The following is a 13547-nucleotide window of genomic DNA, read 5'->3' on the forward strand; positions in this document are numbered from 1 at the left end:
TCATCCTTTCGAAAAAGCAACGTCGCGTCGCGAACAAATTTTAGCCGGACCTGTTATGAAGCCAGCGTGACTGTCTGCCCCTTGGCGGGCGATGACGACACATCCTCGTGCCACTCGTAGAGGGAACTCGTCATACGGCCCCTCAGGCCGGGTTCCTCGATCAACCGCAACGCACCGCGACGCCTCCGCTCGAGCGCCCGGTCGAGCTTCGCCAGCACGGCCAGATCGTGTTCGTCCAGTTCACCGGAAGCCGCAACGGTTTCGTCCGGCGCGAGTTCCCGGAACAGTGCCGCCACCCGGGGCGCGGTCGGCTCGTCGCCCGGCTCGCCGTCGACCGGCTCGGTCGCCCGGAGGGCCAAAGCCTTGAACCGCGCTCCCGCGAAGAAAACGACCTCGTTCACCGGCTGACCGATCAGCAGCTCCGACGTCCGGCGCGCGGACGCGGGCCAGATGAGGACATCGAGATCCGCGTCCGGAACGGTCACGTCGAGATCCATGCTGCCGACGAGGAATCCCGGCTCGGTCAAGATCGATCCCGGTGCGATCGTGCCTTCGAGCCCCTGTGCGTCCTTGCTCTGGCGGAGCACCGCACGCCGGTGGGTGGGCAGCCGCCGCAGCCCCGAGGCGAGACAGCTGACCTGTCCGTCGATCTCCCCCGCGACTCCGCCGCGCACGGCGGTGTTCAGGTCTCCGAAACCGCCGCGGCCACGGCCCAGGTAGAGGCAGACCGCGACGTAGTCGGCCTTGACTCCGGAATCAGTCTGGCCACGCATGGACGGCCAGGTCGCCAGAGCGGCGTTCACCGTGGCGAGCGCTTCGCCGTACTCGTCCCCTGCCGCGGCAGTGAAACGAGTTTGCTCGGCCGCCGTACTGGCGCGGTCGGCGACGACGAGCGCGGTCCCCGGCACCACCCGGGACTCGGACGGTGCGACCGGCTCTCGCGCGCCGACGGCGGCGTGAGCCAAGACCTCCGTGCGGGTCTCCTCCACCACCGGCATGGGAGCCGGAGCGGAGTCCTCCGAGCGCGCGGCGGCGACGCTCGCGGCTTCGGGGAGTTCTTTCTGCTCCGTCTCGGCCGGTATTTCTTGCCGCGTAACGGACATCGGGACTGCAGGAGCCGGTGGCACCTGCGGAACTCCCGCGACCGCCTCGTGCGCGGTGGCGGTCGGCGTCGAGCCGGACATCGTCGGCACCGGCGCCGAAGACACCATCAGCGCGGCCGGCATGACGGGCGCGCCCTGCGGACTCGGCGCCTCGGCGACCGGGCGAACCGCTTCACCCTCGGCTGCCTGGGGCGCCGCCACCGGAGCGGAGGGCCTGACTTGCTCCTCCTGGCGCTGAACCGGTTCGGCCCGTTTGGTTCCGGCAGGGGGACCCGCCCGGGTGGCGATGGCCGGCGTGCGATCAATCAGGTTCCGTGTCTTGTCGTCGAGCAAGCCCAGCAACTCGAGACGGGCGACCTTGCGGGTTTCCGGGGCGAGTTCGCCGAGCAGCGCCTCCGCGCCGGAAAGCAGCTCCGGCCCGATCGGGTCACCGGCCGTTCCGAGGTACAGCGTCCACCCCTCGGGGTCGAACGGCGCCGCCGAGGCCACGGAAGCACCGGCTCCGGTCCGCAGCACGAGCCCTGACGGGACGACGTCGGCCATGACCTGCCCACGCCGATATCCGAAGGCGTCGCGCCGCTGCCATCCCCGGGGCGGGACAACGGCTTCGAGTACCTTCTGGCCTCCGTCCGCGCGCTGCAGCAGTTTCGCCACGAACGGCCGATAGCGCTTCTTCACATCCGTAGGTGGGATTTCGACGACGACGTCCCGGCTGAGCGACTTCGCGAACTCGCTCAGCCAGGCGTGGGTACTGGTCGTCGTGGACAGCGGGACCAACCTCGTCGGTACGAGCGAGAGGCGGCCGACCACTATGGACACGAGCCCGGCGGCCGGTGCGGCACCTTCCCCTCCGACGACGATCTTGGCGACGGACGAATCGGCGGGCACCGAAAAGGCCACGTCGCCGAGAGCCGGCGAACTTGCGTCCGGACGCCGTACGAGCAGACCGGCCGGCACCGGTTCGACGATCGCGCCCGGCACGCCGAACGGAGTGGCCGGAATCGCCGTTTCCCAAGCGGGTACCGGATACCGGCGTCCACCGGGGCAAGCGGGCGCTCCCGGCCGGAACCGCAGCCATCCGGTGCCGCCGGTCCCGTGGCCCGCGTAAAGGAGTGCCCCCGGTTCGGCGATGAAGGCGCCGTCCGGGGCGAAGATCTCGATGTCGAGCGCGTCGGCCAAGGCCTGCGGGACGAAGGGATCCCGGCCGAGTCCCGGCAAGGCGATCCGCACGGCTTCGACGTCTTTCGCCACCACGGATCGGTGCAACAGGGCGGGCAACGCGGTGATGAGCGAGCCGTCTTTCGCCGCGCCTGGCGAAACCAGGACGAAAACGTGACCGTCGACGGGTTCCGGCCAGCCGATGGGGCCGGCTTGAGCGTCGGCTTCACCGATCCGGCGGATCAGCACGTGGGCACCGCGCCGTTCGACGAGGAAGTCACCGGCGCCTTGATCCACGGTGTCGCGGTTCATCTTGCCTCCTGCTCGGGCAGTGCGAATGGACGAAACCGATCCCTCGAGCGTGCTTGTCATCGCACACCGATTTCCAGGTCGTCCGCCGTCAGCAGCGTGAGGTCGGCCGCGGTCACCTCTTGGGTCTCCGCGAGACGGGATGCCTGCCTGTCGGTCATTCGCTCGAACACCCGCCGCGCCGTGCGGCCGTTGCCGAAGGTGCCGTCCTTCGGAATCGCTTCGAAGTAGTCGAGCAGGTCGTCAGCCGCCTTTTCGTCGAGGCGGTAGTCGTGTTTGGCGCACTGGGTCCGGACGATGGTGACGAGTTCGTCCGCCGTGTAGTTGGCGAACTCGATCGTGCGGCTGAACCTCGACTCCATACCGGGGTTGGATTCGAGGAATTTCGCCATCTCGTTCGAGTAGCCGGCGGCGATCACGACGACGTCGTCGCGGTGGTCTTCCATCAGTTTGACCAGCGTGTCGATGGCCTCACGACCGAAGTCCGGCCCGTTGCCTCCCGAACCTGAGCTCAGGGTGTACGCCTCGTCGATGAACAGGACACCCCCGAGTGCGGTGGTGAAGGCTTCCGTGGTCTTGATCGCCGTGCCGCCGATGATCTGCGCGACCAGGTCGGCCCTGGCCACCTCGACCAGATGCCCCTCGCGCAGTACACCGAGCTGAGCGAGTACCTGCCCGTAGAGGCGCGCGACCGTGGTCTTGCCGGTACCCGGCGCACCCGCGAACACCAGGTGGCGGGCCATCGGCGGAGCCGACAGCCCAGCGTCCTGCCGCCGCTTGGCCATCTTGTTGAGGTTGATCAGGGACGTGACTTCGCGCTTGACCCCGTCCAACCCGACGAGTGCCTGCAATTCCACCAAGGGATCTTTGGCGGCCGCGGGACGGGCGGGCGCCGCGGCGGCGGGAGCGGGGCTCGCCGCCCCAGCCGAGGCGGACGTCCCGAAAGCGTCAGGCCGAAGGTTTCCACTGGTGATCAGGTCGATCACTTCAATCGAAGTGCCGGGCCGGGTCTGCCGCACCCCGCTGCCGTGGTTGTCCCGCACTGTGCACGACGAGACCCGCACGGCCTCCCTCGTCTCGAGCCGGATGCCATCGGCCCTGCCGCCGGAGAACTCGGAATCGGAGACGCTGCCCGACGCGCCTTCGGCGAACTCGCAGCCCATACCACCGCTGCTGTGTACGCGGCTACGGGCGACCGACAGGTTGGCGCCGGCGCCGGCGTGGATGCCGTCCCCACCCGACCCGGTGATGGCGCTGTCCGCCAGCGCCAGCGCGGCGTCGACAACCTCGACCCCGGCGGCCCTGGTGTTCCGCACGCTCAGTCCGCTCGCCGTCATCCGAGAGCCGCCGAGGACGCGCAGCCCCACTTCACCGCCCTCGATCTCGACATTCTCCATCGTTCCCCGGCCGCCCTCGTCGACCTCGATGCCGGCGCCGTCCGAGCCGAACACACGCAATCGGCGGAAGAACGGATCGGCTGCTTCGGACACCCGAACGCCGGAGCGTTTGCTCCCGGCGACCGAGAGCTGTTCGAACTCCGGCGTGGACCGCTCGGTCACGTGGACTCCGATCCCGTCCACCTCCGCGACCTCGCAGTTGGTGAACTTGCCGCCCGAGCGGGCGGCGAAATGCACACCCCGGAAGCCGGTGGCCCGGACCCGGCAGCCTCGCAGTTCCGGCTTGCAACCCTCGCCCACGAAGATGCCCTCGGCGCCGACGCGCTCGACAGAGCAGTCGTCGAGGACGACGTTGCCGGTACTGGCCAGATAGAACCCGATCCCGTCTCCGGCGGACACGGACAAGCGCCTGGCCTTCATCGCCGCTTGCTGCTCGACGGCGACCGCGGGCTTGCCCGTGCCGGTGATGGTCGTGTCCTCGACGGTCAGCGCACCGCGGCCGTTGAGGCAGATGCCGTTGCCCGCGGCCTTGTCGACCGTGCAGGAACGCATCATCAGCGCGCCTTCGTCGGCCACGACCACCGCGGAGGTCCCCAAGTCGGTGAACCGGCAGGACTCGAGCACTCCCCCGTCGGTGGCGGTGACCACGACGCCGGCCCCGACACCGTTGCGGACCTCGCAATCACGCATCAGGACCTTGCCGTCGCCGGACGCGAAGACCGAAGACCACCCTGTCCCCTCCAAGGAACACTCCGTGAGGCTCAACTGTCCCTGCGCCACGAAAACGGCGGGATTGTCCTTGTCGGTGGACACGACCGAGATACCGGACAAGGCGGCGGACGACGTGGCCACCGAGACCGCGACCCCCGAACCGGTCAGGACCGTCACCGTCCCGATCCCGTCCTCGGCGGTGATGGTCACCGGCCTGGACAACACGAGGTTCTCGCTGTACCGGCCGGGAGCCACCACGATCAGAGCGCCTTCGGGCGCACCGGCCACCGCGTCACCGATGCGCCGGTAACCGTGCCCAGGCGTCTGCGTGACCATGATGACGTTTTGGCCCACGTTCCGACTCCCTTTCTCGTCCATCACCCGTCCCGGCACCCAAGTCCGGGACTTGAGCACACCAAAAAGGCCTCAACGAAATCTTCATTCAAAGATGGGCTGATCTTCGAGCAGAAACACGGGATAAAGGCCGCGCAGGGGAACTTCGGGCAACATGTCGGACAGAATCGCCTCTTGCGCCATGCCCCGCCGCCACCCCCGTGAGGGAAAGCCCTCCCTTTCGGCTCTGGAGGGCCGGTGGTCCCCGCCCGAGGCCTCCCTGAACACGAGTCCAAGGTCATGGACGGGACACGCCGCGAAGATCGCATCGCTGCCGCGTCGTCCCGTGAGCGCTCCTCTCCCTGGTCAAGAGCCCGGTCACCGCTCCTGCGGGCACAAGTTTGTCAACGGTAGGACTCCGGCACCCCACCGAGCCGGAACCAGGGAATTACTGCCACGTTGACTGCCCTCAAAGGACAATGATGGGCTCCGGCGGCCGTCGAGGTGCCTAACCTGACGGAGTGAACAAAGTCACAGCCGGTGATTACTTGATCCACGAACTGGGGCTGCGCGATGTTCTCCGGGATCCCTTTCCCACGACGCTCGTCTTGCTTGCGCGCGGATGCGACACAAGAACCGAGGACGTTCGATGACAGTTCGGATCCGGAACGGCGTTCCTGCGGCCGTACTTGCCGGCGCTGGCGCGTGCGTGCCGTCGAAAACGGTCACGAACGCTGATTTCTCGACGCGCCTGGACACCTCCCCTGAGTGGATCACCTCACGCACCGGAATCGAGGAGCGGCGCGTGGTCAGCGCTGGTGAGTCCACTGTCGACCTCGCGGTGGAGGCAGGGCAAAGGGCCTTGAAGTCCGCCGGTGTGGCCGCGGTCGACGCAGTGGTCCTCGCGACCACGTCACCGGATCGGATCTGCCCCGCAGGTGCTCCCGAAGTGGCTCATCGCCTTGATCTGGGGGTTGTGCCGGCTTTCGACCTGACGTCCGCGTGCAGTGGGTTCCTGTTCGGTCTCGGCACGTGTCAGGGGCTCATCGCCTCGGGGATCGCGGAATCCGTCCTGTTGATCGGCGCTGAAGCGTTCTCCACGCTCGTTGATCCGGAGGACCGTGGTACGGCTGTGATTTTCGGTGACGGTGCCGGCGCTGTGGTTTTGCGCGCGGGAACCGCGGATGAGCCGGGTGCGATCGGACCGGTGTCCCTCGGCACCGATGGGTCTCTCGCGGACCTGCTCTACATCCCTTCAGGGGGATCTCGCCAGAGGTCGGCGAGCGGCCTCGGGCGCGAGTTGGACACCTCCTCCTGGTATCTGCAGATGGCGGGCAGGAGTCTCTTTCAGCACGCTGTCGCACGTATGACGGAGGCTTCACGTTCGGCCCTGGAGCTTGCCGGTTGGCCCGTGAGCACGGTGGATCTCTTCGTGGGCCACCAAGCCAACCTGCGCATCCTGACCGCGGTCGCCAAGCGCCTCGCGGTTCCGGAAGAACGGCTCTTCGTCAATATCGATCGAGTGGGAAACACCCTGGCCGCCTCCATCCCGCTCGCCCTCACCGCTGCCGCTTCGCAGGGTGAACTCCATTCCGGGGACCGTGTCCTGCTGAGCGCCTTCGGCGCGGGTCTTTCCTGGGGAGGGACCACGGTGGTGTGGCCGGACCTTCGGGTCGAAGCTCCTCTGTGAACCGGTTCTGAAAAGAGAATCAAGTAACGCAAGAGAAATCACCAAGGAGATCGCCATGACGGTTTACGAGCGCGTCGAAGCAATGCTGACCAAGGCTTTCGGTGTCGAACCCAAGGCTGTTTCTCGGGAGGCGACCTTTGACGAGATGGATCTGGACTCACTGGCACAGGTCGAGTTCAGCGAGGTTCTTTCCGAGAGGTTCGGCTTCGAACTCGATGCCGAAAAATTCATCACGCTTGAGAACCTCGGCGAGCTGATCGACCTGATCGAGGCGCGGGTGGCGAGTGTATGACTCCACCTTTCGCGGCGGCGGTGACCGGCATCGGCCTCGTGACCCCTGCCGGTATCGGCGTGAGCGAAAGCTGGAACTACGTACTGAAGGGTGAGTCGGTCGCGGCGATCGACCCGGAATTGGCGGACCTGCCTGTCGATTTCTCGTGCCGGGTGCCTGGTTTCGACCCTGTCGCCGTGGTCGGACCGAAACAATCATGGCGCATGGACCGCGTACAGATGCTGTCCATCGCGGCTGCTCGACAAGCGATCGAAGACGCAGGACTGTCGGCCGATGGCTGGGACGACGCTCGCGTGGGCGTCGTTGTCGGAACGGGTTTGGGCGGGATGGCGACACTCGAATCGCAGCATTCGGTCATGCAGGAAAAAGGTGCGGGCAAGATATCCGCGTTGGCACTGCCGATGTTCCTGATCAACATGGCAGCGGGCCAGCTCGCGATCGAGCTCGGTGCCCGCGGTCCCAACCTGACCGTGTCGACCGCCTGCGCTTCCGGTGCGACGGCGATCGGCGTGGCGAGGGACCTCCTGCGGTCCGGCGCGGTCGACGTGGTCGTCGCGGGAGGTGTCGACGCGGGTGTCACGCCCATGACGGTGGCGGCGTTCGCGAAGATGAACGCTCTGTCGACGAGGCGATCGGATCCTCGCACCGCCTCCCGTCCTTTCGACGCCGATCGTGACGGGTTCGTCATCGCGGAGGGCGCGGGCATGGTCGTGCTCGAGACCGAAGACCATGCCCGCGCTCGCGGAGCGCGTGTACGGGGAAGGGTCGTCGGATACGGGGCGTCGGCGGACGCACATCACGTCACCGCGCCGGATCCCCAGGGGGGAGGCGCCGAGCGGGCGATCCGCGCGGCGCTCGCGGACGCCGACATGGCCACCGCGGACGTGCAGTACATCAACGCCCACGGCACGTCGACACGACTCAACGACTTGGTGGAGGCGTCGACGATCAAGCGGGTCTTCGGAACCAGGCCGGCGGTGAGCTCGACAAAAGGGGCCATCGGTCACACCTTGGGCGCGGCCGGAGCGATCGAGGCCATTTACTCGGTCCTGGCGCTCGAACACGGCGTGGTGCCCCCCACCGCCAATCTGGTCACACCGGACCCGAAGATCGATCTCGACCTGGTCGGCTCGCCCCGCGATGGCGCGTACCAGGTCGCCGTGAGCAATTCATTCGGGTTCGGCGGGGCGAACGCCGTACTCGTCCTGGCCTCTTGATAAGGAATCCGTATGCCTGCACTGACGCCGAAGGCCACGCCCTCCGACCCTTGCCTGGAAGACCTGGCCCGGATCGTCTACGACGGCGAGTTCGAAAGAATTCACAGCGACCTGCGTGATGTGCTGAAGGACCCGGTTTTCGATCCCAGGGAGAACCTGAACAAGCACGAAGCCGGGCGCTTGTCCTACGACAGGACGTTCCGCATGCAACGCGGTCTGGGTTCCGCGGTCGATCTGGTCGCCGATCCGATGCGGATGTTCGCGGTGACCGAGTGGTCCAGCCTGTTGGACACCACGACGACCGCTCTTCTGAACAGTCATTACAACCTGTGCCTCGGCGCGATCCTGCAACACGGTGAAGGTCGCACGGATCTCGATGACTACATCGAAGAACTCGGCACCATGTCCTCGGTAGGCATGCTGATGGTCACGGAGCTCGGTTACGGCAACAACGTCGCGAACCTCGCCACGGAGGCGGTATACGACCCCGTAGCCGAAGAGTTCGTCCTCAACACCCCTCATGCCGGAGCACAGAAGTTCATGCCGTATACGGGGATCCGCGACATCCCCAAGATCGCCATCGTCATGGCTCGGCTGAAGGTCGGTGGGACGGACCACGGCATCCTTCCCTTCATCGTTCCCCTCAGTGACCACAAAGGACTGCTGCCTGGGGTGCACGCCGCACCCTGCCCGGAGAATCCCGGTCTCTCCCTCGACAACGGGACGACCTGGTTCGATCACGTCCGGCTGCCGCACCGGAACCTGTTGTCCGGGAAGATGGGACGCTTGGACCTCGACGGCACCTTCCACAGTGCCATCCGCAGCCGCCGCAAGCGCTTGACTGAGGCGCTGGACAGGGTCAATCCCGGTCGCGTCAGCCTCGCCGCGTCCATCGTCGCGGCCGGACGGGCGAGTACCTACATCAGCGTCACGTATTCGCTCAACCGTCAGACGGCCGCACCGGGACACGGTCGCGAGATGCCGATCATGGGATACCGCACGCATCAGGTCGCGGTGCTCGGCGCGCTGGCGAAGGTCTACGCGATGACCTTCCTGGTGAACCACACCAAACGGCGCTTCGCCGAAACCCGTGGTGCGGACGCCGGAGAAGTGACCTCCCTTGTCAACATCGTCAAAGCACTGACGAGCTGGGAGATGTCCGAGGTCATCCATACCTGCCGTGAACGAATCGGCGCCCAAGGCGTGTTCTCGGTGAACCGGATCGCCGACTACGTCGGTATGGCACAGGGGGTCGTGACGGCGGAAGGCGACGCACTGCCCAGGATCGCCACCACCGCGTTGGAGCTGCTGTGGCAGACGCCCAGGAGCCCTCTGCCACAGCCGCCGGTGACCACCGAAGGCGACATGGCGGACTGCTCGCTGCAGCTGGAATTGATGCGATACCGCGAGACACACCTGCGGGAAACCTTCCGCAAGAACATGCGGGGATTGACCACGTATCAGGGAGAAGATCCCTTCACGTCGCTGTGGAACGACAACATCACCACCGCGGTGGCGATGGCCCGTAGCCGTGGCGTGCGCATCGCGATGGAACAGTTCATCGCCGCCGCGATGAACGCGCGGGACGAGCGTGTCGGCGATGCTCTGAGCCTGCTGTGTTCGCTGTACGGCTTGATCGAGATCAACCGGGAAGCCGGTTGGCACCTCGCGGAAGGCGCACTGTCTCCCGCGCAGTTCAAGCAGATCCCCGAACTCATCGACGAGACCGCTGCGGCCCTAGTTCCCTTCGCGGCCCTGTTGGTCGGTGGATTCAACCTCTCACCCGAGCTGTTGCGCGCGCCGATCGCCGACGACGACTACCTCACGGCGGTGGATCGGTACATCTGGTCCCGCGTGTCGCCGGATGACCAGGCGAAGATGGACGACATTCGACGGCGAAAGAACAACGTCCCCGTGATCGGGCCTCGTTCTCCACAGGACGCGGCCCCCGCCGCCTCTGACGACACGGCCAACAGTGACGACACCGAAAACGTGGAAGACCACGTTCCGGGCCGGGTCTGAGCCCGCCCTTCACACCTTCCCCAGTACATTATGGCCCCCTTCCTTGCGCCTGGCGCAAGGAAGGGGGCCATAATGTACTTCGAGAGGGGTGACTCAGCCACCAGGAAGTGTCTCTTGTGGACATTCAGAGCACGGTCGGCTCCCGTCGGCCAATCCAGACCCGCGTCGCGAAGGCCCACCTTTTGAGGCTCTTTGCACTGATGTGTGGGTGGGTTTGTGCAGGTAGTAGAAGGGCACGTCGTTGCTGGGTCTAGGTTTCTGAGCTGTCGAGGAACAGAAACTGGATAGACGGAGAACGACGTGCCCGTTGTCAGGGTATGGGGTCGGCTGCTGGGTGTGAACACGGCGGTCGTGGAGTCGGTCGAGTTCGATGAGACCGAGCAGGTGCTGGTGGCCGCAGTGCGGGTCCGGCGCCGGGATCGTGACCGGTGCGGGGTGTGCTCGCGGCGTTGCCCTCGTTATGACGCCGGTCGGGGCCGGCGTCGATGGCGTGCACTGGACCTGGGAACAGTGCGGACGTTCGTCGAAGCTGCCGCGTCCCGGGTGCGATGTCGTGAGCACGGGGTCGTGGTCAGTGCGGTGCCCTGGGCGCGGCACGGCGCTGGGCATACTCGCGCCTTCGATGACACCGTAGCCTGGCTGGCGACCGCGACGTCGAGGTCCACGGTCCGGCAGCTGATGCGGATCGCCTGGCCGACGGTCGGCTCGATCATCACCCGGGTCCGGGCCGATATCGACGCGAGAGTGGATCGGCTGGCCGGGCTGCGCAGGATCGGAATCGATGAGATCAGTTACAAGAAGAACCATCGATATCTCACCGTTGTTGTCGATCACGACACCGGCCGGCTGATGTGGGCCGCGGCAGGTAATGACAAACCGACCTTGGCCGCGTTCTTCGAGTTGCTCGGACCCGGCCGATGTGCGCGGATCACGCATGTCTCGGCGGACGCGGCCGCCTGGATCGCGCGGACCGTCGAACAGTACTGCCCGAACGCGATCCGCTGCGCGGATCCCTTTCACGTGGTCAAGTGGGCCACCGACGCCCTGGACCAGGTCCGGCGCCAGGTATGGAACACCGCACGCCGTCAACCCGGCGGCAGCCACAAAGACCGGCGTGGACGCACCGCATCAGCCGGCGCCGCGCAAGGCATGAAACGCGCCCGATAGGCGTTGTGGAAGAACCCGGAAAACCTCACCGACCATCAGCGTCACAAATTGGCCTGGATAGCCAAGACCGACCCGCGGCTTTACCGCGCCTACCTGCTCAAAGAAGGACTCCGGCACGTCTTCGCCGTCGGCGGCCAGGCCGGAAAAGAAGCGTTGCAACGCTGGCTGGCCTGGGCGGCACACTGCCGGATACCCGAGTTTGTCAAGCTGGCCAAGACCATCAGAGCCGAGCGCGCAGCAATCCATGCGAGTCTCGATCACGGCCTGTCCAACGCGCTGATCGAATCGACCAACACCAAGATCCGGTTACTGACCCGGCTGGCCTTCGGATTCACACACGCAGACGCCCTGATCTCCCTCGCCCTCCTCGCGCTCGGCGGCTACCGCCCCGAACTACCCCACCGGACCCACACATAGATCAACAGAGCCCCTTTTTAGGGGTAAGGCAACGTGGCGTGTCGCTCGCGCCGTCGGCTCGCGCCGCGGCCTGATGTCCCCAATGAGGCATTGGGGACGCTGAGCCTGGATCCACCGGTGTGATGTGGGTGTTTGGGGTGTGTCTGGGTGCGCAAATGCCCTCTGGCTTGGGATGATTGTTCTTGCGACGAAACAAAAATCACCTAGCGAGAGGGCATCTGCTGGATGCGATCATCTCATAGCGCCGGTGCGGTGTCGGTGAGGTTCGATGATGCGGGTCTCGTGTCGTGCGCGGGGCTGGTGCCGGTGCTGCGGCTGGCCGAGGACATCGGCATCGGTGGCCTGATCAATCAGCGGGTTGAACTGGGGATTCCGGTCGGGGCGAACCCGGACGCGAAAGCGTTGTCGATCATTGCGGGGATGGTGGCCGGGGCGGATTCGATCGAGGACCTGGACGTGATCCGGCACGGGGCCATGCCGCGGTTGTTCACTGGCGTGCGGGCGCCCTCGACCTGTGGGTCGTGGTTGCGGGGGTTCACCCACGGTCATGCCCGTCAGCTCGCGTCGGTGGCTTCTGAGGTGCTGGTCCGGCTGGCCGAACGGACCCCGTTGCTGCCTGGGGTCGAGCAGCTGGCGTTTATCGATATCGACGCCAAGATCAAGGAAACCTACGGTCATGCCAAGCAGGGCAGCGGGTTCGCCTATACCGGGGTCCGGGGCCTGAATCACCTGGTCGCCACCCTGTCGTCCCCGGTCTGCGCGCCGGTGGTCCTGGCTGCGCGGCTGCGCGGCGGGAACGCCGATTCCCGCCGCGGGGCGGCGTCGATGATCACCGAGGCGATCGGTCTCGCGCTCCGGGCCGGCGCGACCGGCGTGATCGTGGTCCGCGCCGATTCGGCGTTCTTCACCGGCCCGATCATCGCCGCGATCCGCGCGGCGGGAGCGTTGTTCTCGGTCACCGCCCAGAAAAACGTGGCCACCCAGGCCGCGATCAGCGCTATCGGCGCGGACGACTGGAGCGAGGTCGAATACCGGCACCCGATCCCCGACCCGCTGACCGGCGAGTTGATCACCCATGCCGAGATCGCCGAAACCACCCTGACCGCGTTCGTCCACGCCGCCGAGAACCCCGGCCGTCAGGTCACCGCACGGCTACTCGTCCGCCGCACCCCGAGATTCAAGCGGAACGACCAGGGCGAGTTGTTCCACGTCTGGAACTACCACGCGATCTTCACCGACACCGGCTTCGACCTGCACACCGCCGACAAATACCACCGCAAACACGCGATCATCGAGCAGGTCTTCGCCGACCTCAACGACGCAGCCCTCGCCCACTTCCCCTCCGGCCGGTTCCCCGCCAACCACGCCTGGCTCATCCTGGCCTGCCTCACCCACAACCTGCTGCGCGCCGCAGGCTGCCTGACCAGCATCTTCCACGCCAAAGCCCGCACCGGCACGCTGCGCCGGCACCTGATCACCATCCCCGCCCGCATCACCCGCACCGCCCGCCGCATCACCCTCCACCTACCAGCGAACTGGCCCTGGCAAGCCGCCTACCAGGCACTCTTCACCGCCACGCATCACCGAACAACCTGACCCCCACCCCACCAACCGGACCACAGTGGACACACCGGATGCGACGTCCGGCACCCCACCCTGCCCAACAATCCACCACAAGATCAACAAACCCCACCAAAACCACCTAACAAACGCACCGGTGGATCCAGGCTG

The 13547-nt window shown here is 66.3% G+C and carries 7 protein-coding genes and 1 pseudogene; 6 read left to right on the forward strand and 2 right to left on the reverse strand.

All coding sequences use genetic code 11. The features are described 5' to 3' along the window. Positions 1 to 53: 53 nt before the first annotated feature. Both H074_RS25440 and H074_RS25445 read right to left on the reverse strand, forming a co-directional pair. Positions 54 to 2573 (reverse strand): hypothetical protein, encoded by a 2520-nt coding sequence (locus tag H074_RS25440; RefSeq protein WP_007032939.1) that lies wholly within the window; start codon positions 2571 to 2573, stop codon positions 54 to 56. A gap of 56 nt (positions 2574 to 2629) precedes the next feature. Then, positions 2630 to 5032 (reverse strand): right-handed parallel beta-helix repeat-containing protein, encoded by a 2403-nt coding sequence (locus H074_RS25445; RefSeq protein ID WP_007032940.1) that lies wholly within the window; start codon positions 5030 to 5032, stop codon positions 2630 to 2632. A gap of 628 nt (positions 5033 to 5660) precedes the next feature. Here H074_RS25445 and H074_RS25450 point away from each other — a divergent pair. From H074_RS25450 to H074_RS25480, 6 genes and pseudogenes are all read left to right on the forward strand, one after another. After that, entirely contained in the window at positions 5661 to 6701 is a 1041-nt protein-coding gene (locus tag H074_RS25450; protein WP_051072005.1) for a beta-ketoacyl-ACP synthase III, read from the forward strand. A 55-nt stretch (positions 6702 to 6756) separates the two neighbouring features. Beyond that, positions 6757 to 6993, forward strand: coding sequence for an acyl carrier protein (locus H074_RS25455; RefSeq protein ID WP_007032942.1), 237 nt, complete (start codon positions 6757 to 6759; stop codon positions 6991 to 6993). Beyond that, positions 6990 to 8210, forward strand: coding sequence for a beta-ketoacyl-ACP synthase II (fabF, locus tag H074_RS25460; RefSeq protein WP_007032943.1), 1221 nt, complete (start codon positions 6990 to 6992; stop codon positions 8208 to 8210). Before H074_RS25455 ends, fabF begins: the two co-directional genes overlap by 4 nt. 12 nt (positions 8211 to 8222) lie before the next feature. Then, complete coding sequence (locus tag H074_RS25465; protein ID WP_007032944.1) at positions 8223 to 10232, forward strand: acyl-CoA dehydrogenase family protein; 2010 nt, start codon at positions 8223 to 8225, stop codon at positions 10230 to 10232. Positions 10233 to 10532: 300 nt separating this feature from the next. Next, positions 10533 to 11816 (forward strand): annotated as a pseudogene (locus tag H074_RS25470) (ISL3 family transposase). A 225-nt stretch (positions 11817 to 12041) separates the two neighbouring features. Beyond that, positions 12042 to 13412, forward strand: a complete 1371-nt coding sequence (locus tag H074_RS25480; RefSeq protein WP_039923389.1) for an IS1380 family transposase — start codon at positions 12042 to 12044, stop codon at positions 13410 to 13412. Positions 13413 to 13547: the final 135 nt, after the last annotated feature.

Origin of the sequence: Amycolatopsis decaplanina DSM 44594 (assembly GCF_000342005.1) — a bacterium.
In the GTDB taxonomy this organism is placed as follows: domain Bacteria; phylum Actinomycetota; class Actinomycetes; order Mycobacteriales; family Pseudonocardiaceae; genus Amycolatopsis; species Amycolatopsis decaplanina.